Here is a 25,037-nt window from a genome sequence, read left to right on the forward strand (position 1 = left end):
GGAGGAATTATTATGTTAAGAGCAATGTACTCAGGGATCAGTGGTCTTAAGAACTTCCAATCGAAATTAGACGTCGTCGGGAACAACATCGCCAACGTCAACACGTTCGGTTATAAAAAAGGTCGTGTCACGTTCAAAGACCTCGTCAGTCAACAAGTCGGTAGTGCGTCAGGCGGTAATGGGGCGACGGCCGGAGGGATTAACCCTAAAGAGGTCGGTCTTGGTGGAACGATGGCGACTGTCGATAACGTATACAACCAAGGAGCGATGCAAAATACGGGACGTGCGTTAGACGTCGGTATTTCAGGAGAAGGTTTCTTCGTCACAATCGTCAACGGTCAAGCGCAATACACACGTGCCGGTAACTTCTATACGGACAACAACGGTGACTTGGTAACAGGTGAAGGAACTTACTTGTTAGGAACGGGTGCGAAACCTGCGGCTAACCTTCCTGCGCCGAACTTAACTGGAAATATTCCTGACGTCGTAGCTGGATCGACGGCTTACGGTAAAATCTCAATTCCAACAGACGCACGTTCATTGTCAATTGGAAAAGACGGTCAAGTGAGCTATGTCGACGCAGCCGGTGCGTTGCAGACGGCAGGTTATATCGTGACTGCGAACTTTAGCAACAACGCTGGTTTATCGAAAGTCGGCGCCAACAACTTCTTGCAATCACAAAACTCAGGTGATCCACTCATCGGAGCGGCCGGTGATTTAGGGCGAGGTAACCTCGTTTCGGGCGCACTTGAAATGTCGAACGTCGACCTTTCTGAAGAATTTACAGAAATGATTGTGGCACAACGTGGTTTCCAGGCGAACACACGAATCATTACAACATCGGACGAGATTCTTCAAGAGCTCGTTAACTTGAAACGCTGATGATTCGCGTCACAGCATTTCGGGGTGAGGAGTTCGTGCTCAACGCTTTGCTGATCGAAACAGTGAAAGCAGAGCCTGACACGATAATCCAACTGTTTAATGGCAAAACGTATCTCGTGAAAGAAACGAAAGATCAAATCATTGAACGAACTGAAGCCTTTTACCGCTCAATCGGTTTAGTCGGAACGATGTTCACAAGAGGTGAAGAAGATGAGTGAAGAAGAAAAGAAAAAAGGTGGCGGCCTGAAAGTTGTTATCATTTTACTAGTCGTCTTACTCGTCATGGGCGGAGCCGGCTTCATGACGTATAAGTACGTTTTCGGTGACAACGTCACAGCAAAAACGAAACCGGTCACCGCTGAAGAGTTGGCGGAGCGAAGCTTCATGACCGACGACATGACGACGAATATTCAAGATGAGCGTTTCATCAACGTTCAATTCACGATTGTCACAGATTCACTTGAAACAAAAGAGAATCTAGAGCTGCGCAAGTTTCAAGTGCATAATGTCATTCTTGGTGACTTGGCCGGGATGACAAAAACACAGTTGGCAACGAAAGAGGATATGCAAAAGTTTGAACAGACATTACGAGAACAACTTAACGGACTGCTTGAAGAAGGTGAAGTCCAACGCGTCTATATGACGAAGAAAATTATTCAGTGAGGTGGCATCATGGGAGAAGTACTGTCTCAACAAGAAATTGATGCCTTACTATCTGCACTAAGCAGTGGGGATGTCGAAGCGGATTCTTTTCTCGCGCAAGAAGAAGAAAAGAAGGTTCGGCAATATGACTTCAAACGAGCCGTTCGATTTTCTAAAGATCAAATTCGAAGCCTGACTCGGATTCATGAGCATTTCACACGTATGTTGACGACGTTTTTCTCGGCACAACTTCGCACTTATGTTCAATTCACCGTCAACTCGGTCGAACAACTACCGTACGATGAATTCATTCATTCTATCCCGAGTATGACGATGATTAACTTGATTGAAGCGCCGCCGTTAAACGGAAGATTCATCATCGAAGTCAATCCGAACATCTCTTATGCGATGCTCGATCGTCTACTTGGTGGACCGGGTGTGGAAATGGACAAGATTGAGTCGTTCACAGAGATCGAGATGCGAATTTTGACGCAATTGTATAAACGTGCCTTTTCAAGTTATGGAGATGCATGGGAGTCAATTGCAGAAATCAAGGCAGAAATGGCTGCTGTCGAAGTGAATCCGCAGTTCCTTCAACTCGTTTCACCTAACGAGACGGTCGTCCTCATCTCCATTGGAGTGACGATTGGGGAAGTGAGCGGGACGATTAACGTTTGTCTTCCGTTCGTGACAATTGAACCTGTCTTGTCGAAACTTTCGAGTCATTATTGGATGCAGGAAGCGAATCGTCGGAATGCGAGTCAATCGAGCAAAGAGCCACTCAAAGCCCAGTTGATGAACTCGACGGTCGAGGTTGTCTCACTACTCGGAGAGACGACAATTACGTTCGGCGATCTGCTGCATCTTGAAGTTGGGGATTGTTTGGCACTTGATCAAGTGGCAAAAGAGCCTCTATCCATCATGGTAGGGGAAAATAAAGTATTTAAAGGGCAAGTCGGTGTGAGCGGGAAGCGGATGGCGGTTCAAGTGCTTCACCGTGTGAAGGAGGAAGAGCAATGAGTGAAATGCTGTCACAAGATGAAATTGACGCGTTACTACGTGGAACAAGTGACAATACGCCGACGCCAAAGGCGGAAAACGAAGAGCATTTAGATTCGATGGAAAGCGATGCTCTCGGGGAAATCGGAAACATTTCGTTTGGAAATTCGGCAACGGCTTTGTCAACGTTACTACAGCAAAAAGTAGAAATCACGACACCGGTTGTCAGTGAAGTGAGAATCGAGGAGTTGCGTGAGCGTTATCCTACGCCACATGTCGCATTACGTGTTGGGTATACGGAAGGGATAAAAGGGGAGAATGTCCTCGTTTTGACTCGCGAAGATGCCGCTATTATCTCTGACCTCATGTTAGGTGGGACAGGGGAGAACGTCGATCCTGAAAGCCTTGATGAGATTCGCTTATCAGCCGTTCAAGAAGCGATGAACCAAATGATGGGCGCAGCCGCGACATCTTTATCGACGGTGTTTTCGAAGAAAATTGACATCTCTCCACCACTTGTCGAGGTGTTTGACGCAACAAAAAATCAAACGATTATCGATCGTCTTGAACTTTGGGAAACGATGGTGCTCATTGAGTTCAATCTCAAAGTAGGTACATTGATTGATTCCACAATCGTTCAAATTGCTCCAATTCAATTCGGAAAGCAATTAGTCGATGAATTGATGAAAGCGACCGGTGAAGCACAAACGGCAGTGGAGCCTGTAAAAGAACAACCGAAAGCCGAGGCCCCGAAACCTCAGCCGCAAGCTCAACCGCAGGCGCAACCACAACCGGAAAAGCAAAAATCGATGCCAGAGGTCGCGGTAAGCCAAGCAGAATTCATGCCGCTCCAATCACCAGCTCCACAAGAGTCTGTACCGGCAAACCTAGGGCTATTATATGACGTGCCGTTAAACGTGACAGTCGAACTAGGCAGAACGAAAAAATCTGTCCGGGAAGTACTCGAGTTATCACAAGGTTCCATCATCGAGCTCGACAAGCTAGCTGGCGAACCGGTTGATATTTATGTCAACCAACAACGAATTGCTAGAGGAGAAGTTGTCGTGATTGAAGAAAACTTTGGGGTACGTGTAACAGAAATTATTCAACCGCATGAGCGGATCGGAATCGTCTAAGGAGGAATTTAGAATGAGTGCAAAAGTATTAGTAGTAGATGACGCAGCGTTCATGCGCATGATGATCAAGGATATTTTGACAAAGAACGGATATGACGTAGTAGGTGAGGCAGAAAACGGAGCTGACGCGGTCGTGAAGTATCGTGAGCTCACACCGGATCTTGTCACACTTGATATCACGATGCCAGAGATGGATGGTCTCGCGGCATTAAAAGAGATTCGCAGCTTCGACTCGAATGCAAAAGTCATTATGTGTTCGGCAATGGGGCAACAAGCGATGGTCATCGATGCGATTCAAGCAGGTGCGAAGGACTTCATCGTTAAGCCGTTCAACGCGGAACGTGTCATCGAAGCGGTCTCTAAAACGGTCGCACAATGAAGAAATGGTGGTTGATTATTCTCCTCGTGGTCGGACTTTTCGTTCCGGCCACGGTTGAGGCCGCCACCGTAGACCAACAATTCGAGCAAAAACAGACAGAAGAATTGGAAAGTAACGTTCCAACGACAGCGTCAACGATTGGGAATGGCGTGAAAGTCGTGTTGAGTCTCGTAGTCGTGGTCGGCGGTTTTATCGTCTTGATGCGTTGGCTCGGTTCCAAAACACAAGGTGTGAAAGCGACTCAGCATATGAAACACCTCGGAGGCGTCCCACTCGGAAAGGACCGTTCCGTCCAACTTGTGAAACTCGGGGATCAAGTCTATGTCCTCGGCGTCGGGGAATCGATTCAATTGATTGATCGACTCGATGCGGAAGCGATGGATGAAGAGCAGTCAGAGCCTTTATCACTCCGAACGACGAATTCGAATGCATTTTTAGATACCTTTAAGAAACAACTTGCTCAATTAGAAGAAGTGAGGAAGAAGTCATGACAACGTTTGAGCAATTAATCAATTTAGAGACACCAGACAGTACGTCAACTTCGATCAAACTCTTGATTTTATTGACGTTATTGACACTTGCCCCTTCTTTTTTAATTTTGATGACATGCTTCACACGTGTCGTCGTCGTACTATCTTTCATTCGACCGGCGCTCGGTACACAACAAACACCGCCAAACCAGTTGATTGTCGGATTGGCTTTGTTCATTACATTGTTCGTCATGTCTCCCGTTCTCTCTGATTTGAATGAGAACGCGTTAAAACCTTATCTCGATGACAAAATCTCACAAGATGAGGCGTTTGATGAAGCGAGCGGGACGATGAAAGAATTCATGTCGAAATATACAAGACAGGAAGATTTGCAACTGTTTTTGAAATATGGGAACTACGAGCAACCTGAATCACTTGATGATGTACCGCTTCTCGCTCTCGTTCCGGCTTATGCGATTAGTGAGTTGAAAACGGCTTTCCAAATCGGATTCATGATTTTCTTGCCATTTTTAATTATCGATATGGTCGTCGCAAGTGTGCTCATGTCGATGGGGATGATGATGCTACCACCGGTCATGATCGCCTTACCGTTTAAATTATTACTATTTGTATTGGTCGATGGCTGGCACTTGATTGTGGAATCATTGCTTAGAAGTATGTAGGGGGAACGGACATGACACAAGAAATGGTCATTTACTTGGCAACAGAGAGTGTGTGGACATTATTAAAAATTTCAATGCCGTTGCTGCTCATCTCACTGATTGTCGGTCTCGTGATCTCGATTTTACAGGCCACGACTCAAATTCAAGAACAGACGCTTTCGTTTGTTCCAAAAATCATCTCGGTCTTCATCGGTCTTGTCATTTTTGGACCGTGGATGCTTCAACAAATTGAGGGGTTCACACGATTGATTTTTGAGCTGATGGTCGAGGTTGCGTCGAAATGAACGCAGTTGACTTCATCAGTATGTACGGTCTGACGTTTGCGCGACTCTCTGGCTTTTTTGTCAGTGTCCCATTGTTCTCGACGAGACAGTTGCCGGTCATGCACCGGGTAGGCTTCAGTGCATTTTTAGCGTATTACGCTATGTTCACCATCACCGAGCCGATTCAAATGACGAATGGGTTTGTGCTTCAGGTCGTGTATGAGGTCATGATTGGGCTTTTACTCGGTCTATTGATTAACATTCTCTTTTTCGCTCCGCAAATTGCCGGAGGGGTCATCGACCTTCAACTTGGACTCGCGATGGCTTCCGCATACGATCCGATGTTTGGCGGACAGTCACCACTAATTGGACGATTTTATTATATTTTTACGCTGTTCATTTTATTGACGAGTAATTTACATTTACTCCTGATTGACGGCATTTATTACAGTTTTCAAATCTATCCACCTGGTCAACCGATGATTAACTTCACGGAAGCCTCACTCATGATGGCAGTGAAAGTGGTCACGATGACGATGATGGTCGCCTTGCAATTGGCCTTGCCGATGATGGCATCTTTATTGCTTGTCGATTTGGCACTTGGTTTTTTAGCAAAATCGGCGCCACAGTTCAATATCTTTGCAATCGGCTTTTCCTTCAAACTGATTGCCGGATTTGCCGTCATGGTCTTGTTGATGGGATTGACACTGACAGGTATTAGTCAGTTCATTCCGTTATTACAAGACGTGATGCACGATTTTATGCTCATACTAGGAGATGCCTCATGAAGAAGCCTCTATATCCTTTATCGGTCAATTTGCAGTTTTTTGCAGGTGAAAAAACAGAAAAAGCGACACCGCGTAAACGAGAGGATTCACGAAAGAAAGGGCAAGTCGCCAAATCCGCTGATTTGACGGGAGCATTCGCGCTCTTTGCCATGTTTCTCATGCTGTCATTCTTCGGACCGATGATTGGGCAACAGTTGCTCTCATTAGTCGGAGATTTACTCAGCCCCCAATACTTACTGTTCAATATATCTGAGGGCATGTCAGGGATGATCATTGACTTGATGCTTCGAGTCGGATTGATTTTGGCGCCATTCTTTATCGTCGCTGTCGTGTTTGGGATTCTCATCAATTATTTACAAGTTGGAACGCTTTTTTCCTTAGAAGCGATCCAGCCAAAGCTCGAGCGAATCGACCCGATTAAAGGGGTGAAACGTATCGTCAGCATGAAAGCGGTCGTCGAATTTTTAAAGTCCTTATTCAAATTTTTAATCATCCTGACAACCGCTATCGCTGTCCTTTGGCAAAACCAAAAAGAATTGTCCCGGATGGCCGTCGAACAGATTCGAGAATCCATCGTCGCGCTCGCAGGGATCACGATTGAACTTGGTCTCTGGGTGAGTGTCGCATTGCTCGCACTCGCATTACTCGACTTTTTTTATCAACGATTTGATTTCGAAAAATCGATTCGAATGTCAAAGCAAGACATAAAAGACGAGTATAAAAACTCAGAAGGTGACCCGCTGATCAAATCTAAGATTAAGCAACAACAACGAGAAATGGCGATGCGACGCATGATGCAAGAAATTCCGAATGCCGACGTCGTCATCACGAACCCGACCCATTACGCGGTCGTCATCCGCTACGATGATACGAAAGACTTTGCCCCGCTCGTTGTGGCAAAAGGGGTCGACCGAGTCGCCTTTCATATTCGAGATGTCGCAAAAGAGCACAATGTGGCGATTGTTGAGAACAAGCCGCTTGCACGGGCGCTATATGCGCAAATCGATATCGGAGAAGTGGTAGACGAATCGTTCTATCAAGCGATTGCGGAAGTGCTCGCATTCGTCTATCAAATGAAGCAACCGTCTTGAGGAGGAGTATGTGTTGGCAGTAAAAGCGAAAGACTTTGCAGTTTTGATTGGTGTCTTGATGATTGTCATCATGCTGATCATCCCGTTACCGGGCTTTTTATTAGATTTTTTAATCATCGTAAATATTTTAATCGCCCTCATGATCTTACTAGTGGCGATGAATGCCAGAGAAGCGCTCGACTTCTCCGTATTCCCTTCCCTCTTATTGATTGTGACGTTGTTTCGTCTCGGTTTGAACGTATCGACGACCCGTTCGATTCTCTCAAACGGTTACGGAGGGGAAGTCATTGCGACGTTCGGTGATTTCGTAATCGGAGGAAATGTCCTTGTCGGATTCGTTGTCTTCCTCATTCTCGTCATCATTCAGTTCGTCGTCATCACAAAAGGTGCCGAGCGTGTATCTGAGGTATCTGCCCGCTTCACGCTCGATGCGATGCCAGGGAAACAGATGGCCATCGATGCTGACTTGAACTCCGGACTAATTGACGACAAGGAAGCGCAGATGCGTCGCCGTAAAATTCAAAGCGAGGCCGATTTTTATGGTTCGATGGATGGGGCATCCAAGTTCGTCAAAGGGGATGCCATCGCTGGTATCATCATCGTGACGATTAACTTGATCTTCGGAATCATTATCGGTGTCGTTCAGATGGGATTACCGGTCGGAGAAGCGTTCACAACGTTCTCGCTCATGACGATCGGGGACGGACTCGTCAGTCAAATCCCGGCACTCTTGATTTCAACGGCAACCGGAATTATCGTGACCCGTGCCGTCTCGGACGGCAATTTAGGAGAAGATGTGATCGACCAGCTTGGTCAAAACCCATCGCTTCTCTATATCGCCGGCGCCATCGTCTTCATGCTCGGTTTCGTGTCACCACCACTTATCCCGGTGACGATGATCATCGCAGGTACGGCCTTCTTCGGAGCCTATACGATGCGACGAAACATCCGGCAGGCGACGGAAGATCCAATCATGGAAGACGAGCCTTCGACAGCTCCGACGGAATCTGTCGTCTCGCTCTTACAAATCGATTCGATTGAATTCGAATTCGGATACGGATTGATCCCACTTGCGGATGAGTCGCAAGGCGGTGACTTGTTGGACCGTGTCGTCATGATTCGTCGTCAACTCGCGCTCGAGCTCGGATTCATCTTACCAACGGTTCGGATTCGCGACCATTTACAGCTTTCGCCGAACGCGTATCGCATCAAGGTGAAAGGAAACGTCGTCGCAGAAGGTGAGTTGTTGCTCGACCATTACTTGGCGATGAGCCCAGGGATTGAAGACCCGGAAGTATATGGGATTGAAACGACGGAACCGGCATTTGGTCTTCCGGCCCTCTGGATTGATGAGGAGACACGGACGCGAGCAGAAATGAGTGGATATACCGTCGTAGATCCGCCGTCCGTTGTCGCGACACATCTGACCGAAACGCTGAAGAAACATGCTGCCGATTTACTCGGTCGTGAAGAAACGAAACAACTCGTCGAGCATTTGAAGGAAACCCATCCGGTTCTCGTTGAAGATGTGACGCCTTCAGTGCTTTCAATCGGTGAAATTCAAAAAGTGTTACGTCACTTGTTACAAGAAAATGTATCGATTCGTAACTTGCCTCTTTTGTTCGAGACAATGGCTGACTACGGGAAAGTGACAAAAGATGCAGAAATCCTCGGTGAATATTGCCGTCAAGGGTTGTCACGCCAACTGACCGACCAAGTCAAACCACCTGAAGGTCCATTGTATGTGGTCACGTTAGGTGGTCAGACGGAACAGACCGTTCAAGACGCCGTACAAAAGACGGAGTTTGGGAACTACTTGGCACTCGACCCAGAGCAGGCGCGCGACATTATCGAGCGCACAGGAGAACAACTGTCGATGTTTGAACGGTATGGAGCGTCAGCGGTCATTTTATGTTCACCGACGATTCGACTATTTGTTCGACAGTTGCTTGAACGATACTATCCAGATGTTCCCGTATTGGCATATAACGAATTACTCAGTTCCGTTGAAGTGAAAAGTATTGGGGTGATTTAAATGCAGATTAAAAAATTTACAGCGAAAACGATGGCTGAAGCGATGACGAAAGTGAAGCAAGAGTTAGGTGATGAAGCGGTGATCCTAAATTCACGGCAAGTGAAGACCGGATGGTTCGGTTTATTCGCTTCGAAACAAGTGGAAGTCATCGCTGCACTTGAAAAAGAGCAAACGGTCACGAAACCTAGACAGTCTGTATCGGTTCAAACAAAGCCGATTCAAACGGTATCACCTCAAACACCACCAGCACCTCGTATGGTAGGAGGAGCGGCGCCAAGACTCCATACGTCACTACAACATGTCGAAGCGTTACTTTCGACGGAGTCGTTCGCGGAAGAATCGTGGGAAGAGACGTTGAACGAGCTCTACTATACGACGAAGTCTGTAGAAGCGGCTGAACAGTACGTGTATGAACAAGTCAAATCGTCCTTCGGCGAGCCAGCTGAGGCGAAACGTTATGTCATGGTCGTCGGACCGACCGGCGTCGGCAAAACGACGACACTTGCCAAACTAGCTGCGCATTTCAAGTTGAAAGAAGGCAAGACAGTCGGGTTGATCACGACTGACACATATCGAATCGCAGCCATCGAACAGTTGAAGACGTACGCTGAAATTATGAGTATCCCCGTCGAAGTGGCATATGATTTCCATGACTTTAAGCGGGCAAAGCAATTATTTGCCCGAAAGGACATCGTGTTGATCGACACGGCAGGTCGCAACTTCCGAGATCCTGCGTACGTGGAAAAGTTTCACGAACATCATGACTTTACGGAAACGAGTTTATCGCTCGTGTTAAGTTTGACATCAAAAATGAAAGATATGGATATGATCTACTCCCAGTTCGAGTCACTCCCACTCAGTTCGCTCATCTTCACAAAAGCAGATGAGACGAGTGACATTCACGCGATGTATCGAATGGTGAAAAAGAGCGGTCTTCCTGTCGCATGGATGACGGACGGTCAAGAAGTGCCGGATGATTTGATTCGGGGAGATGCGGATGCGTTGACGAAACGACTGTTTGAGAAAGAAGGGTGGACAAGATGGACCAAGCAAGGCGTTTAAGAGCAATCAATGATGTCCATCCGACGACCATCGCCTTTGCGAGCGGGAAAGGCGGTGTCGGAAAGACGAACGTATGCGTGAACACGGCTATCGCTCTTTCAGAGCTCGGAAAGCGGGTATTGATTGTCGATTTTGATATCGGGATGGCCAACGTCCATATCTTAATGAACGCAATGAAGTCGAGAACGATGATGGAGTCCGTAAAAGCTCGCATTCCATTGGCTGCAGCTGTTCAGAAAAATGTGCATGGTGTCGATATATTACATGGAGGGAGTGGACAAGACCAACTCGTCCATCTCTCAGAAGATGACATGCAATTTCTCATGCGAGAACTCGAAGTACTGACCGCATATGATTACGTCCTCTTCGATATGGGCGCTGGGGCGACGGATACCTCGCTGCAATTTATTGCAGGGTGTGATGAAATGTTTTTGATTTTAACGCCGGAACCGACCTCGCTCATGGACGGATACGCATATACAAAACTAGTGCATCATCAATATCCAGACTTACCGCTGGGTGTCATCGTGAACCGAGCCCAGTCTGGAGAGGAAGCACTACAATGTTTCGAACGGATGGAAGTCGCATGCAAGCAGTTCTTAAATAAGACGATTCGATTCCTCGGATTTTTACCAGATGACCCTTCAGTCAGAAAGGCAGTCATCGCCCAAGTCCCGTTTTATCAATACAATCGAAAAAGTGATATTAGCTGGCGGCTCGAACGAATTTTGACAACGCTTACGGGAACGCCTCCGAAACCACGTCACTTGATGGACCGTTTGATGGGGAACTTACGGAAACAGTGGAACCGAGTATAACGACAGGGAGGCAAATGAGATGGACGTGAACGAATACTTAGGGTTGTTTTTAGATGAATCCCAAGAACATATCCAATCAATCAACACACAGTTACTTAAGCTAGAACAATCGGGTGGGGCGGATGTCGTTCAAGAGATTTTCCGATCTGCGCATACGTTAAAAGGGATGTCCTCGACGATGGGGTACGAACACGTCGCCAATTTGACGCATGAGATGGAAAGTGCACTCGACCTCGTTCGTGGCGGAAAAAAGGAAAGCAACCAACTATTGTTGGATACGATGTTCATCGCTATGGAACAGATGGAGGACATGATTGCTGACATTGAGAACGGCGGACGAGGTGCGAACGTGGATGTTTCTGAAACGGTCGCTGCCTTCCAATCGTTCATCGGTGGAAAAGAGGTCGTGGTCACAGAGGTAAAAGAGTCAAATACATTCGAAGTCGACCTTTACACGAATTCGGTCATCGAACAGGCGAAACAGACAGGATTCGAGGCCTATCAAATCACCGTGAAATTATCAGACGCTGTCGTCCTGAAAGCAGCTCGGGCGTATATGGTGTTCGATCGTCTCCAAGAATTGGGCGAAGTCGTACGCACGAACCCGGAGACAGAGGAAATCGAGCAAGAGCAATTCGATTTGTCGTTTGACGTCTTATTCCTATCACAAGAGGCAACGGAAGTCATTGAACATGCCATCGCCCAAGTGTCGGAAGTGGAACGTGTCGAAGTCAATGTGTTCACAGGAACGTCAGAAAGCGAACCAGAAGTCGCAGTGACAGCCGAAGTGGTAGTACCAGAACCAGTGGTACAGAAAGCCTCAGACCAAGAAGAAACAGAAACAAAAGATACGAAGGAACAAGTGGCTGCACAGGCTCAAGCGAAAACGATTCGCGTCAACTTAGAACGAATCGATCGTCTCATGAACTTGTTCGAGGAATTCATCATCGATCGTGGACGTTTAGAACGACTCGCTGATGAGGTGGGTCAACCAGAATTGAACGAAACCGTTGAAAAAATCAAACGAGGTACGAACGAACTGCAATCTCTCGTGTTGACACTACGGATGATGCCGATTGAGCAAGTGTTCAATCGCTTCCCACGCATGGTTCGCTCGGTCGCAAAAGAAATCCACAAGAAAGTTCAATTGGATATTTCGGGTGCGGAGACAGAACTTGATCGTACGGTCATTGATGAGATTGGAGACCCGCTCGTTCACTTGATTCGTAATGCGATCGATCATGGAATCGAACGCCCTGAAGTTCGCGTGAAAGCAGGCAAACCGGAACAAGGAATGCTCGCCCTTCGCGCTTATCACGGCGGCAACCGTGTCTTTATCGAGATTGAGGATGACGGTGCGGGGATCAACGTTGACAAAGTTCGTGCAAAAGCATTGGAACGTGGCGTGATTTCAGATGAAGAGGCGACTGTGATGTCTGAGAACGAGTTGGCGATGTTAATCTTCGCTCCAGGCTTCTCGACAGCTGACGTCGTGACGGACCTTTCAGGTCGCGGTGTCGGACTCGATGTCGTGAAAAATAAAATCGAGTCACTCGGTGGTGTCGTTTCGTTAGAGACGGTTGCAGGACAAGGGACGAAATTCCAGGTAAGTCTGCCACTCACCCTCTCGATCATCTCGGCCATGCTCGTACAAGTCGGTGAGGAATCGTATGCGATTCCGTTGTCATCGATTCTCGAGACGACTTTGCTTGATGAAGCGGACATCTTGACGGCGCACCGCGAGCGTGTCTTTGATTTCCGTGGCCAGTTGGTTCCGCTCGTCTATTTAAAAGAAATGTTCGGAATCGAATCGGAGACGAAGTCGCAATTCCCGGTCGTTGTCGTTCGAAAAGGAAACAAACTTGTCGGTGTCGTCGTCAACGATTTGATCGGCCAGCAAGAAATTGTCATGAAACCGCTCGGTACGTATCTTGAAGGGATTCCTGCTATCTCAGGTGCGACCATTCTCGGTGACGGTCGCGTCGCTCTTATCGTAGATAGTAACGATCTCTTTTAAGGAGGAATATAGATGGAACAGAAATGGGTAGTCTTTTCACTTGAAGAAAATACGTACGGAATCGATGTACAATCGGTCCGTTCAATCGAGCGACTTCAGCCGATCACACGCGTCCCGAACGCCCCGTCACACGTGAAAGGGGTAATCAATCTTCGGGGTGTCGTCACACCGGTCATCGACCTTCGTTTGCGCCTCGGTTATGAAGAAATCGAACCGACGGATGAGACGCGTATTTTAATCGCATCATTGAATCAAGGGGATGCGGGCTTCATCGTCGACCGCGCAAACGAAGTGGTTGAAAGTGATGAAGTGCGGATTGAACCGATTCCTGAATCGAGTCGCGACATGATTTCAGCACACTTGACAGCCATCGCTAAAGGAGAAGACAAACTCTTCTCACTTCTCGATGCGAATGCGTTGTTTGAGGAACAGTATGCTGAGTGAGTTTGAGCAAGACTTGTTAAAGGAACTGGGAAATATAGGGTCTGGTCATGCGGCTACTGCATTATCCGCCATGTTAGCCAAACCGGTGAATATCACGGTCTCCTCGGCTGAGATGGAGCCAATCTCGTATTTGCCTGATCGAGTGGGTGGTCCGGAGCGACATGTCGCTTCGGTGCTACTCGAGTTAGACGGTGAGATACGCGGCATGATTCTCATTTTGTTTGCCGTCGAGGACGCCGAACAGATGGTATCGACACTCATTGGGATGCCATTCTCGTTCCAATCAACTGATGAGCTAGGGATATCGGCTTGGGAAGAAGTCGGGAATATTATGAGCGGTGCTTATGCCCGGGCACTTGGTGACTGGCTACAGACACCAATCATGATTCAAGTGCCGGCAACGGCAATCGATATGGCTGGGTCAATCGTCGAGTTTGTCGTGACATCGGTTCAACCTGAAGAAGATGCTGCATTGTACATCGACACGACATTTATGATTGATCAAAAAGTAAGCGCTGGGCATGTGTTGTTCCTACCGACACATGGTTCGCTCAAACGTATTCAAGAACGGTTGCTCGGCAATGGCTGACGTATTAAAAATCGGCATCGCCGAATGGAAACAAACGACAGCACCGAATCGCCTCCGTACAGCTGGACTCGGGTCGTGTGTTGGAGTCATTTTATATGACACTCGTCTCCAATTGGCGGCAATGGCGCATGTCATGTTACCCGACTCGACCATTGCTCGGAAGAATCAAACGATTGAAGTAGGAAAATATGCAGACACAGCCATCGACACGCTCGTCCGTTCTCTTAAACGAGAAGGAGCGACGCGGTTACAAGCCAAAATGGCAGGTGGCGCTCAAATGTTTCAATTTAAATATGAGAATGAAGCGATGCGAATCGGAGAACGGAACGCCGAGGCGATTCGCCAAGCATTAAAAGTTCATCGGATTCCGCTCGTGGCCGAAGATTGTGGCGGACATAACGGACGAACGATCGAATTCGATGTAGCGACTTCGATTTTATCGATTCGGACGGTGAGCGTAGGCACGAAAGAACTATAAGGGGGGATCGACATGACGACTCATCTTACACAGTTGTGGGATCGCTGGAATACGGACCGTGATATGGATACAGCAAACGAACTACTAGCACATTACGAGTTTCTCATCCACTACCACGTACAACGGATGATCGTGACGCTTCCAAAAAGCGTCGAACGCGACGAATTGAAAAGTTTGGGTTACATGGGATTGTACGATGCCCTTATGAAATATGATCCAGAGCATAACAATAAATTTGATACGTACGCTGCCTTTCGGATTCGGGGAGCCATCATCGATGGGTTGCGAAAAGTAGATTGGTTGCCTCGTTCGGTTCGGGAGAAAGTAAAAAAAATCGACCACGTGGCAGAACAGCTTGAACAATCGTTACATCGCGCCCCGACGAAGCATGAGCTAGCAGTCGCTTGTGACCTTCCTGTTTCTGAAATTGAACGGACGATGGCAGAAGGGTATTTTGCCAATATGCTGTCGATTGATGAGGCTGTGACGTTACAAGAAGAAGGCAAAGTGATGTCTGTCACGTATTTCGACCCAGACTCTGAAAAACCGGAAGATACACTACTGCAACAAGAGTTAATTGATGTGCTCGCGACAGAAGTCGACCATTTGTCCGAAAAAGAGCGGCTCGTCGTATCGCTATTCTATTTTGATGAACTGACATTGACCGAAATCGGTGAAGTGCTCGAACTGTCCACCTCTCGCATTTCTCAAATCCATTCAAAAGCGTTGAAGACGTTAAAGCAGGCACTAGGACGGTCGTATTTAGAAGAAAAGACATCGTAAGGAGATGAACAGGTGTATATTGTATATGTGATCACGGCTTGTTTGGTTGCTTACGGTTTTTTATTCGGATACCGTCAAGTCCAGGCGTTACAAGAACGGGTTGAGCGACTCGAACGAGAGAAACAGGAGACGGAGACGTTGCTTCTCTCGTTCATGGAGTCGATGAACGATCTTGTCACGAAAGAACCCGTAGAGCGTAAAGCGGACGTTCATCAGGAGGATGTGTCCGTACCTGTTGAAACAAAAGCGGATGTCGTGTCAAACGACTTAGATGAAGACAAGTCAAAACCGTCAATTGACGTAGATGATGTGTTATTGCGGCACTCGGTCCGAGATGCTGCCCGCATTCTTGGAAAAGGGGAAGGTGAACTCGCGCTATATGCGAAACTTCGCAAAAAGTGAGAGTTGCCGGATTTCGTGACATATGCTATAGTAGTTCTCGGTGTTAAACACATCACACACGTCTCGGGATGGTATTCCTCGGTGCCGAAAGGTCGGAATACAACAATGAACGAGGCGGAGGACTTTTTTAAACCACAAGGAGGAAATTTATCATGGCAGTAATTTCAATGAAGCAATTGCTTGAAGCTGGTGTACACTTCGGTCACCAAACACGCCGTTGGAACCCAAAAATGGCGAAATACATCTTCACAGAGCGTAACGGGATCTACATCATCGACCTTCAAAAAACGGTCAAAAAAGTAGACGAAGCTTACAACTTTGTTCGTGAACTCGCGGCAGAAGGCGGAAACGTCCTCTTCGTAGGTACGAAAAAACAAGCTCAAGATACAATCAAAGAAGAAGCAATCCGTTCTGGTATGTTCTTCATTAACGAACGTTGGTTGGGTGGAACACTCACTAACTTCTCAACAATCAAAAAGCGTATTAACCGCTTGAAGCAACTCGAAAAAATGGAAGAAGACGGCACGTTCGAAGTACTTCCTAAGAAAGAAGTCATCATCTTGAAGAAAGAAATGACTCGTCTTGAGAAGTTCCTCGGCGGAATCAAGGATATGCCTGGAGTGCCTGACGCCCTCTTCATCGTTGACCCACGTAAAGAGCGTATCGCAATCGCGGAAGCTCACAAATTGAACATCCCAATCGTTGCGATTGTCGACACAAACTGTGACCCAGATGAAATCGACTACGTCATCCCAGCGAACGACGATGCAATTCGTGCAGTTAAATTGCTCACTTCGAAAATGGCTGATGCTATTATCGAAGCGAAGCAAGGTGAAGAAGAAGTTGCTGAAGAAGCTGTAGCGACAGAAGCTGAAGCTACAGAAGCTGAGTAATCAGTGAGACAATAGGTGATAAAGGGAAAGCCTTTTATCACCTTTTTTTAGGACAAGTATTCAAAAAGCCTCGTGCTTTTTCTTAAAATTCGTTAGTTTTACAAGGAGGAATTTCCGATGGCAGTTACAGCAGCAATGGTAAAAGAACTTCGTGAAAAAACAGGAGCAGGAATGCTCGATTGCAAAAAAGCACTCGTTGAAACAGACGGTGACATGCAAGCAGCAATCGACTTCCTTCGCGAAAAAGGAATCGCTAAAGCAGCAGCAAAAGGTGATCGTATCGCCGCTGAAGGTTTGACAGCAGTAGCAGTTGAAGGCAACAAAGCTGTGCTCGTCGAAATCAACTCAGAAACAGACTTCGTTGCGAAGAACGAGAAGTTCCAAACACTCGTAAACAACGTAGCGAAAGCAGTACTCGCTTCAGGCGCAACAACTGCAGAAGCAGCACTCGCAGCTGACTACGAAGCAGGCAAAACGCTTGAAACGTACATCCAAGAAGAAGCTTCTACAATCGGAGAGAAAATTTCACTCCGCCGTGTAGCTGTTCTTGAAAAAGCTGACGATGCTGTATTCGGTACGTACCTCCACATGGGTGGTCGCATCGGTTCTGTCGTTGTAATCGACGGCACATCTGACGAAACAGTTGCAAAAGACGTAGCGATGCACGTTGCAGCAGCACGTCCACTTTACGCGACACGCGACGAAGTATCAGCTGAAGAAATCGACCGTGAGAAGAAAGTCTTGACTGAGCAAGCTCTTAACGAAGGCAAGCCTGCTAACATCGTTGAGAAAATGATTGCTGGTCGCATGAACAAGTACTTCGAGGAAATCTGCCTCGTAGACCAAACGTTCGTAAAAGACGGCGACTTCAAAGTTGGGAAGTACGTAGAATCTAAAGGCGGGAAAGTCAACTCGTTCGTACGCTTCGAAGTAGGAGAAGGTATGGAGAAACGTGAAGAGAACTTTGCTGAAGAAGTTATGAACCAACTTAAAAAATAATCTGCGTCATCGCATATGATGCAACCAAAATTGGGAACACGTCTGTATAACCTTGAGTTAGTTCGTTAAGGGAGCGTGTTCCCTTTTTTCAAGCAAGAGGAGGCAAAGTTATGGAACCGAAATATAAACGAATTGTGTTAAAATTGAGTGGAGAAGCGCTCGCTGGAGATCAAGGTTATGGGATTGACCCTAACATTGTAAACTCAATCTCAAATCAGATTAAAGAATTGATCGAGATGGGTGTAGAAGTGGCCGTTGTTGTAGGTGCCGGAAACATTTGGCGTGGAAAGACGGGTAGTGAACTTGGAATGGATCGGGCAAACGCAGACTATATGGGAATGCTCGCGACCGTCTTAAATTCACTTGCTCTTCAAGATAGCCTTGAAACGTACGGTGTCCAAACGCGCGTCCAGACATCAATTGAAATGCGACAAGTTGCTGAACCATACATTCGTCGCCGTGCGATGCGTCATCTTGAAAAAGGTCGCGTCGTCATCTTTGCAGCAGGGACAGGGAACCCATACTTCTCAACGGATACGACAGCTGCACTTCGCGCTGCTGAAATCGAAGCCGATGTTATTTTAATGGGTAAAAACAATGTCGACGGCGTCTATTCTGCCGATCCAAAATTGGATGCCACTGCAGTGAAATATGATACGTTGTCTTACCTTGATGTCCTAAAAGACGGACTTCAAGTCATGGACTCAACGGCAACCTCGCTCTGTATGGACAATCACATTCCATTGATTGTATTCTCATTGCTTGAAGAAGGTAACATTAAACGTGTCGTACTCGGAGAACATATCGGGACGGTAGTAGGAGGAGTCAATTCATGAGTGTCAAAGAAGTATTGAAAACAGCTGAAGAAAAAATGGAAAAAGCGCACACATCACTTAAACGTGATTTTGGTACGCTTCGCACTGGCCGCGCCAGCGCATCGATTTTGGATCCTGTTCAAGTTGATTACTATGGCGTTCCGACACCACTTAATCAAGTGGCAAACATCAATACACCGGAAGCGCGTTTGCTCTTGATTCAACCGTGGGATAAATCAATGGTTTCAGAAGTGGAAAAAGCGATTCAAAAGGCAGACCTCGGATTGTCTCCATCTTCTGACGGAACAGTCATCCGTTTGGCGATTCCTGCTTTGACGGAAGAGCGTCGTAAAGAATTGGTTAAAATCACGAAGAAATATGCGGAAGAAGCGAAAGTCGCTGTTCGTAACGTTCGCCGTGACGCAAACGAAAACTTGAAAAAACTCGAGAAAGATGGCGAGTTAACAGAAGACGATCTCCGCGGATATGCAGATGACGTTCAAACGTTGACGGATTCGTATATCAAGAAGATTGATGAATCTGCAGCAACGAAAGAAAAAGAAATCATGGAAGTGTAATCACGGAAGTGGTATACCAAAAAGCTGTGTGGGGACCCTTTTTCTGAGAGGGTCCTTCTTTCATACAATCAGGAGGATAACAGAATGTTTAAATGGGTGAATCCTAAAACAAAAGTCGAGGCGGAGTTAAGTGTTCCTGAGCACGTAGCCATCATCATGGATGGAAATGGACGTTGGGCCAAAAAACGTGGTCTCCCTCGCATCATGGGTCACCGAGAAGGGATGAAGTCAATCCGCGAAGCCGTTCGGACAGCGCAAGAACTCGGGATTCAATCACTGACGCTTTACGCATTCTCAACGGAAAACTGGACTCGTCCGGAAGAGGAAGTCTCGTTTTTAATGAAATTGCCAAAGCAGTTTTTAGAGACCGATTTGAAAGAGCTTCATGAACAAAACGTTCAGGTGCTTGTCGCTGGTGATACGACAAAACTACCTCGCGAGACGCGTGAGGCTGTCGATCAGGCGAGAGAACGCACCGCTACAAACACGGGATTGAAACTCGTCTTCGCGCTCAACTATGGTGGTCGGGATGAACTCGTCCAAGCGATGCGTAGCATTGCCGAAGATGTACAATCTGGTATGCTTATACCAGACGCTGTGGATGACCAGTTAATCGGTGAACGACTCATGACCCACGTTCAAGATGTGGACCTCATCATTCGCACAAGCGGTGAACAACGACTTTCAAACTTTTTATTGTGGCAAAGCGCATATGCTGAACTCCATTTCACGGAAGTATTGTGGCCTGAATTTAAGCGTGAGCATTTTGTAGAAGCGATTGAATCTTACAACGCGCGCACGCGTCGTTTTGGTGGGGTGTAACATGAAGACACGAATTATTACAGGACTTTGGGCAGGAGCAATCTTTATTACCGTGATCGCGCTCGGTGGTAACGCCTTTGTTTCATTAATGGGGATTCTCGCTCTCATTGGCTTGAGCGAGTTTACGTTGATGCGAAAACACAAGCTGCTGGCATTCCCATTTTTAGTGACATCACTTCTTGTCGCCTTTCCTTTCGTTTTATTATTGCTGGAGACACAAATCGTTACAGGTGAAATGCCATTCACAATCGAACAGTGGCTCGTGCTAGGCCTAGTTTTATTACTGTTTTGGACGGTTGTCACAAAAAATCGATTCACCTATGAAGATGCCGGGTTCTACTTCGTATCCGCTGTCTACTTGGTCGTCGGTTTCTCGAGCTTCGCACTAGTACGACTGTCTGAAGACGGTTTATCAAAAGTGTTGCTCATCTTGTTTATGATTTGGGCGACAGATTCAGGGGCTTATTTCACGGGGAAGGCGTTCGGGAAAGCAAAACTTTGGCCATCCATCAGTCCGAATAAGACGATTGAAGGAGCAATTGGTGGGATCGTATCTGCCGTTGTCCTCGGGGTCATTTTCGTGTGGATCGATCCGATTCTACCGATATTGGAAGTCATCATTTTAGCCATCGTCGTAGCCGTCGTCGGACAGCTCGGTGATTTGGTGCAATCCGCGTATAAACGCCAGTTCGGAGTTAAAGACTCTGGTCATCTATTACCTGGTCACGGAGGAATCTTAGATCGATTTGATAGTATGATTGCGGTCTTTACTGTTATTTGGGTGTTTAATCTGCTATGAGAAGGAGTGTCGAGATGAAGCGAATTAGCTTAATTGGGGCGACAGGTTCGATTGGCGTGCAGACATGTGACGTCATCGAACAGCACCCCGATCTGTTTGAACTTGAGGCATATGCATTCGGCACGAACGTCGATGTCGCCACGGAATGGATTAATCGACTTAGACCTAAATATGTTTCGGCGACAAGTATCGAGGTACTCGAACAACTGAAACCACGCCTTACATATGAACCTTTATACTTCATTGGTCCTGAAGGGCTCAAAGAGTGCGCGACTGCAGAACGAGCTGATATCGTCGTGACGGCGGTAGTGGGAGCGGTTGGCCTCGAGCCGACGCTTGCTGCCATTCAAGCAGGGAAAGATATTGCGCTCGCCAACAAAGAAACACTCGTTACAGCAGGACATCTCGTCAAAGCTGCTGTGAAAGAACATGGGGTTAAACTTTTACCGGTCGATAGCGAGCATTCTGCCATCTACCAATGTTTGAATGGAGAACGCAGAGAAGATGTTTCAAAAATCATTTTAACGGCGTCTGGCGGAAGTTTCCGTGATCGTTCACGAGAAGAATTAGCTGACGTGACGGTTGAAGATGCATTGAATCATCCGAACTGGTCGATGGGGGCGAAGATTACGATCGACTCCGCGACGATGTTCAATAAAGGTCTTGAGGTGATCGAGGCACACTGGCTGTTCGATATCGACTATAATGATATTGAAGTCATCTTGCATCGTGAATCGATCATCCATTCGATGGTTGAATTTAAAGATGCGGCTGTGATGGCACAGCTTGGAAACCCGGATATGCGGGGCCCGATTCTTTATGCGCTCTCAGAACCGAAGCGGCTTGAAATTGAGGGGAATAAGCGGTTAAACTTGAAAGAAATCGGAAAGCTACATTTTCAAGAGGCAGATTTCAATCGTTACCCGGCTCTCCGGTTAGCGTTTGAAGCAGGAAGAATTGGCGGTTCCATGCCAACCGTCCTGAATGCGGCCAATGAGATGGCAGTGGACTTGTTCTTGAACGGTCACATCACGTTCTTAGAAATTGAACGACTCGTTGAAGAAGCAATGGCTCAACATGAAGTGATTGCCGAACCGACGCTATCGCAAATTCTAGAAGTCGACCGAGCAGTACGTCAACAGATTCAGCAAGGAATTGAAGGTGGGGAATAAATCATGACGACTTTTATCGCCATCGTTCTGATGTTTGGAGTTCTCATTTCGGTACACGAATGGGGACACCTCGTCATGGCGAAACGGGCAGGCATTCTCTGTCACGAGTTTGCAATCGGATTCGGTCCAAAAATTGTTTCATTCCGTAAAAATGAAACGCTCTATACCATTCGTCTCTTACCAATCGGTGGCTATGTCAAAATGGCCGGGGAAGATTTTGAGCCGATTGAAGTACGTGCAGGTCAACATGTCGGACTTCGTTTAACCGAACAAGGCACTGTCGATCGTGTCTATTTTCAGCCGGACACCGCTACGGATGTTCAAGTTGTCGGTACCGTTGATAAATTTGACGCGACACATGAGTTGAAAGTACAGCTCCTCATCGATGAGGAGGTACGTGTCTATTCGTTAGAACGGGATACACTTCTTGTCGACCAAGGGATGGAAATTCAAATCGCACCGTATGACCGCACGTTCGGTGCCCAATCGGTATGGAAGCGTGTCTTGGCGATTGCAGCCGGTCCAGCGATGAACTTTGTCTTGGCGTTTATCTTGCTCATCATCGTCGGTCTCGTTCAAGGAACGCCGACGAACGATGGTCAAATCGGTACCGTTCAACCTGATTCGGCCGCCGATGAGGCTGGTTTGATGAGTGGGGATGAAATCGTATCGATTGAAGGGGAACCAATCACAGATTGGCTCGACTTACGTACCGCATTGGCGGATCGTGCTGACACGCCAACAGACGTCACATACGTCCGTGATGGTGAGGAAGCGACGGTCACAGTCACACCACAGGCGGTTGAACAAAACGGCGAAACTGTCGGGATTCTTGGTGTCACGAACGCGTTGGAACGTTCACCAGTTAAAGCTGTGACGACAGGTGCCGAGACGACGTGGACGATGTCCACGCTCATCTTCTCAGCCGTCGGTGATTTGGTGACGGGTCAAGTCGGTGTCGATCAATTGGCAGGACCTGTCGGAATCGTACGTATGACAGATGAAGTGGCAGCGAGCGGTTTGATCATGCTGTTGAACTGGACAGCACTTCTTTCCGTCAACCTAGCTATCTTCAACTTGCTCCCGCTTCCTGCATTAGATGGAGGACGATTGATTTTCCTCCTATTCGAAGCGGTGCGCGGGCGTCCAATCGATCCGAAAAAAGAAGGATTCGTTCACTTTATCGGGTTCGCATTATTGATGATTTTAATGTTGATTGTCACCTGGAACGACATTCAATCATTCTTCAAATAAGCTGTTTGTAGAGAAGGGAAACGTTGAACTGTATGAAACAATCTAGATTGCTCATGCCTACCTTGAGAGAAGTACCGGCTGACGCGGAAGCTGTCAGTCATCAACTTCTCGTCCGTGGAGGATTCATTCGTCAAAATGCGGCTGGAATCTATTCCTATCTTCCACTCGGACATCGCGTGTTACACAACATTCAAACGATCATCCGTGAAGAGATGAATCGTGCCGGTGCGCAAGAATTATTGATGCCTGCCATCCAACCGGCAGAACTTTGGGAAGAGACAGGACGTTGGGGCATCTATGGTCCGGAGTTGATGCGATTGACTGACCGTCATGACCGCCGCTTCGCCCTCGGTGCGACGCATGAAGAATTAATCACGTCCATCGTACGAGACGAACTGAACTCGTATAAAAAACTCCCAATGAACCTGTATCAGATTCAAACGAAGTATCGTGATGAACGTCGTCCGCGCTTCGGTTTACTTCGCGGACGTGAGTTCTTGATGAAAGATGCATACTCATTCCACGCGACGCAAGAAGATTTAGATGAAGAGTATACAAACATGTATAACGCGTACTCACGTATCTTTGATCGTACCGGTCTCAAATATCGTCCGGTCGTCGCAGACTCAGGTGCAATCGGCGGGAAAGACACGCATGAATTCCAAGCGCTTGCTGATATCGGGGAAGACACGATTGTCTATACAGATTCGTCGAACTATGCAGCAAACATTGAAATGGCAGAAACACTCGATCGTTATGAGATGCAACAAGCTGACGTACGTCCACTCGAAAAAGTGGACACGGAAGAAAATCGTACGATTGAAGACGTAGCGAAATTCCTGAACGTCGATCCGAAGACGACGATTAAATCTGTCCTATTCAATGTTGATGGAGAGACAGTGATGGCAATCGTCCGTGGCGACCATGAAGCAAATGAAGTCAAAGTGAAAAACGCACTCGGTGGACTCGATATTCAACTTGAAGACGAAGCGAAAATTGTTGAGCTATTCAATTGTGCGCCAGGTACGCTTGGACCAATCCATGCGCCGGTTAAAGTCGTTGCCGACTATGCGGTCAAGTATCTTGTAGATGCGGTCTGTGGAGCGAATGAAGCAAACACGCACTTCACAGGTGTGAATGCCGAACGTGACCTCGCAGAGATGACGTATCATGATTTACGTTTTGTCGTGGAAGGCGACTTGGCACCTGACGAATCGGGTCCAGTCCGTTTCGCACGCGGAATTGAAGTCGGACAAGTCTTCAAACTCGGGACACGTTATTCAGAAGCAATGGGGGCGACATTCCTGAACGAAGAAGGTCGCGCTGAACCACTCATCATGGGTTGCTACGGAATCGGTGTGTCACGGACGCTCTCAGCAATCGTGGAGCAACATCATGACGACCGTGGAATCATCTGGCCACGAAACGTGGCGCCGTTCGATCTTCATTTGATTGCCATTAACGCAAAAGACGAGACGCAAGTTGAACTTGCAAACCGTCTTTATGAAGAACTCGGTCAAACGTACGATGTCTTGTTCGATGACCGAAAAGAGCGCGCGGGCGTCAAATTCGCCGATGCGGACTTGATTGGCCTTCCGATTCGCGTCAACGTCGGAAAGAAAGCTGGCGAAGGAATCGTTGAAGTAAAAGTTCGGGCAACAGGTGAAGTGATTGAAACGTCAATCGATGAATTGAACGAAGTCATCACTTCAAAATTTAGCGAAGTTCATTAATGGATGAAGGT

29 protein-coding genes are annotated in these 25,037 nt (G+C 47.2%); all 29 read left to right on the forward strand.

What is annotated here, in order from left to right; genetic code table 11:
• Positions 1–12 precede the first annotated feature (12 nt).
• The 29 genes from flgG (at position 13) to KNO91_RS02615 (ending at position 25,026) form a co-directional block, all read left to right on the forward strand.
• Positions 13–882 (forward strand): flagellar basal body rod protein FlgG, encoded by an 870-nt coding sequence (flgG, locus tag KNO91_RS02475; RefSeq protein ID WP_074034702.1) that lies wholly within the window; start codon positions 13–15, stop codon positions 880–882.
• Positions 882–1,100, forward strand: coding sequence for a flagellar FlbD family protein (locus tag KNO91_RS02480; RefSeq protein WP_031421671.1), 219 nt, complete (start codon positions 882–884; stop codon positions 1,098–1,100). Before flgG ends, KNO91_RS02480 begins: the two co-directional genes overlap by 1 nt.
• Positions 1,093–1,545, forward strand: a complete 453-nt coding sequence (locus KNO91_RS02485) for a flagellar basal body-associated FliL family protein (protein ID WP_214788798.1) — start codon at positions 1,093–1,095, stop codon at positions 1,543–1,545. The genes KNO91_RS02480 and KNO91_RS02485 overlap by 8 nt, the downstream gene beginning before the upstream one ends.
• Positions 1,546–1,554: 9 nt before the next feature.
• Positions 1,555–2,544 (forward strand): flagellar motor switch protein FliM, encoded by a 990-nt coding sequence (gene fliM, locus KNO91_RS02490; RefSeq protein WP_214788795.1) that lies wholly within the window; start codon positions 1,555–1,557, stop codon positions 2,542–2,544.
• Complete coding sequence (fliY, locus tag KNO91_RS02495) at positions 2,541–3,659, forward strand: flagellar motor switch phosphatase FliY (RefSeq protein WP_214794079.1); 1,119 nt, start codon at positions 2,541–2,543, stop codon at positions 3,657–3,659. Before fliM ends, fliY begins: the two co-directional genes overlap by 4 nt.
• A gap of 13 nt (positions 3,660–3,672) precedes the next feature.
• Positions 3,673–4,038, forward strand: coding sequence for a response regulator (locus KNO91_RS02500; protein WP_074034690.1), 366 nt, complete (start codon positions 3,673–3,675; stop codon positions 4,036–4,038).
• A complete protein-coding gene (locus KNO91_RS02505) occupies positions 4,035–4,529 on the forward strand; it encodes a flagellar biosynthetic protein FliO (protein ID WP_214794076.1) in 495 nt (164 codons plus the stop codon). The genes KNO91_RS02500 and KNO91_RS02505 overlap by 4 nt, the downstream gene beginning before the upstream one ends.
• Positions 4,526–5,191 carry a flagellar type III secretion system pore protein FliP gene (gene fliP, locus KNO91_RS02510; RefSeq protein ID WP_074034688.1) on the forward strand — a complete coding sequence of 222 codons (666 nt, stop codon included), beginning with the start codon at positions 4,526–4,528 and terminating at the stop codon, positions 5,189–5,191. The genes KNO91_RS02505 and fliP overlap by 4 nt, the downstream gene beginning before the upstream one ends.
• Before the next feature lie 11 nt (positions 5,192–5,202).
• The gene (gene fliQ, locus KNO91_RS02515) at positions 5,203–5,475 is read left to right on the forward strand and encodes a flagellar biosynthesis protein FliQ (protein ID WP_015881403.1); all 273 of its coding nucleotides are present in this window, start codon (positions 5,203–5,205) and stop codon (positions 5,473–5,475) included.
• The gene (fliR, locus tag KNO91_RS02520) at positions 5,472–6,242 is read left to right on the forward strand and encodes a flagellar biosynthetic protein FliR (RefSeq protein ID WP_214794074.1); all 771 of its coding nucleotides are present in this window, start codon (positions 5,472–5,474) and stop codon (positions 6,240–6,242) included. The genes fliQ and fliR overlap by 4 nt, the downstream gene beginning before the upstream one ends.
• Positions 6,239–7,333: a flagellar biosynthesis protein FlhB gene (flhB, locus tag KNO91_RS02525; protein WP_214788782.1), complete on the forward strand. Its 1,095-nt coding sequence runs from the start codon at positions 6,239–6,241 to the stop codon at positions 7,331–7,333. Before fliR ends, flhB begins: the two co-directional genes overlap by 4 nt.
• A gap of 13 nt (positions 7,334–7,346) precedes the next feature.
• Positions 7,347–9,368, forward strand: coding sequence for a flagellar biosynthesis protein FlhA (gene flhA, locus KNO91_RS02530; protein WP_256441797.1), 2,022 nt, complete (start codon positions 7,347–7,349; stop codon positions 9,366–9,368).
• Positions 9,369–10,430: a flagellar biosynthesis protein FlhF gene (locus KNO91_RS02535; protein ID WP_214815922.1), complete on the forward strand. Its 1,062-nt coding sequence runs from the start codon at positions 9,369–9,371 to the stop codon at positions 10,428–10,430.
• The gene (locus KNO91_RS02540) at positions 10,409–11,248 is read left to right on the forward strand and encodes a MinD/ParA family protein (RefSeq protein ID WP_214788773.1); all 840 of its coding nucleotides are present in this window, start codon (positions 10,409–10,411) and stop codon (positions 11,246–11,248) included. The genes KNO91_RS02535 and KNO91_RS02540 overlap by 22 nt, the downstream gene beginning before the upstream one ends.
• Positions 11,249–11,267: 19 nt before the next feature.
• Complete coding sequence (locus tag KNO91_RS02545) at positions 11,268–13,265, forward strand: chemotaxis protein CheA (RefSeq protein ID WP_214815924.1); 1,998 nt, start codon at positions 11,268–11,270, stop codon at positions 13,263–13,265.
• A gap of 12 nt (positions 13,266–13,277) precedes the next feature.
• Positions 13,278–13,709 carry a chemotaxis protein CheW gene (locus KNO91_RS02550; protein ID WP_074034681.1) on the forward strand — a complete coding sequence of 144 codons (432 nt, stop codon included), beginning with the start codon at positions 13,278–13,280 and terminating at the stop codon, positions 13,707–13,709.
• Positions 13,699–14,298, forward strand: a complete 600-nt coding sequence (locus tag KNO91_RS02555; protein ID WP_214788766.1) for a chemotaxis protein CheC — start codon at positions 13,699–13,701, stop codon at positions 14,296–14,298. Before KNO91_RS02550 ends, KNO91_RS02555 begins: the two co-directional genes overlap by 11 nt.
• Positions 14,291–14,776, forward strand: a complete 486-nt coding sequence (locus KNO91_RS02560) for a chemotaxis protein CheD (RefSeq protein WP_214794060.1) — start codon at positions 14,291–14,293, stop codon at positions 14,774–14,776. Before KNO91_RS02555 ends, KNO91_RS02560 begins: the two co-directional genes overlap by 8 nt.
• Before the next feature lie 12 nt (positions 14,777–14,788).
• The gene (locus KNO91_RS02565; protein WP_214788760.1) at positions 14,789–15,559 is read left to right on the forward strand and encodes a FliA/WhiG family RNA polymerase sigma factor; all 771 of its coding nucleotides are present in this window, start codon (positions 14,789–14,791) and stop codon (positions 15,557–15,559) included.
• A gap of 12 nt (positions 15,560–15,571) precedes the next feature.
• Entirely contained in the window at positions 15,572–15,961 is a 390-nt protein-coding gene (locus KNO91_RS02570; protein WP_214788757.1) for a hypothetical protein, read from the forward strand.
• A gap of 152 nt (positions 15,962–16,113) precedes the next feature.
• The gene (gene rpsB / locus KNO91_RS02575) at positions 16,114–16,854 is read left to right on the forward strand and encodes a 30S ribosomal protein S2 (RefSeq protein WP_015881415.1); all 741 of its coding nucleotides are present in this window, start codon (positions 16,114–16,116) and stop codon (positions 16,852–16,854) included.
• A gap of 117 nt (positions 16,855–16,971) precedes the next feature.
• Positions 16,972–17,853 carry a translation elongation factor Ts gene (tsf, locus tag KNO91_RS02580; protein WP_074034676.1) on the forward strand — a complete coding sequence of 294 codons (882 nt, stop codon included), beginning with the start codon at positions 16,972–16,974 and terminating at the stop codon, positions 17,851–17,853.
• Positions 17,854–17,963: 110 nt separating this feature from the next.
• Positions 17,964–18,689 (forward strand): UMP kinase, encoded by a 726-nt coding sequence (pyrH, locus tag KNO91_RS02585; protein ID WP_214740153.1) that lies wholly within the window; start codon positions 17,964–17,966, stop codon positions 18,687–18,689.
• A complete protein-coding gene (gene frr, locus KNO91_RS02590) occupies positions 18,686–19,246 on the forward strand; it encodes a ribosome recycling factor (RefSeq protein WP_214788751.1) in 561 nt (186 codons plus the stop codon). The genes pyrH and frr overlap by 4 nt, the downstream gene beginning before the upstream one ends.
• A gap of 84 nt (positions 19,247–19,330) precedes the next feature.
• The gene (locus KNO91_RS02595) at positions 19,331–20,068 is read left to right on the forward strand and encodes an undecaprenyl pyrophosphate synthase (RefSeq protein ID WP_214788748.1); all 738 of its coding nucleotides are present in this window, start codon (positions 19,331–19,333) and stop codon (positions 20,066–20,068) included.
• A 1-nt stretch (position 20,069) separates the two neighbouring features.
• A complete protein-coding gene (locus tag KNO91_RS02600) occupies positions 20,070–20,867 on the forward strand; it encodes a phosphatidate cytidylyltransferase (RefSeq protein ID WP_214788746.1) in 798 nt (265 codons plus the stop codon).
• Between the two features lie 14 nt (positions 20,868–20,881).
• Positions 20,882–22,039: a 1-deoxy-D-xylulose-5-phosphate reductoisomerase gene (gene dxr / locus KNO91_RS02605; RefSeq protein WP_214794051.1), complete on the forward strand. Its 1,158-nt coding sequence runs from the start codon at positions 20,882–20,884 to the stop codon at positions 22,037–22,039.
• Between the two features lie 3 nt (positions 22,040–22,042).
• On the forward strand, positions 22,043–23,293 hold the full coding sequence (gene rseP, locus KNO91_RS02610; protein WP_214788740.1) for an RIP metalloprotease RseP: 1,251 nt from the start codon (positions 22,043–22,045) through the stop codon (positions 23,291–23,293).
• Positions 23,294–23,325: 32 nt separating this feature from the next.
• Complete coding sequence (locus KNO91_RS02615; RefSeq protein ID WP_214794048.1) at positions 23,326–25,026, forward strand: proline--tRNA ligase; 1,701 nt, start codon at positions 23,326–23,328, stop codon at positions 25,024–25,026.
• Positions 25,027–25,037 lie beyond the last annotated feature (11 nt).

Origin of the sequence: Exiguobacterium sp. s59 (assembly GCF_018617475.1) — a bacterium.
In the GTDB taxonomy this organism is placed as follows: domain Bacteria; phylum Bacillota; class Bacilli; order Exiguobacteriales; family Exiguobacteriaceae; genus Exiguobacterium; species Exiguobacterium aestuarii.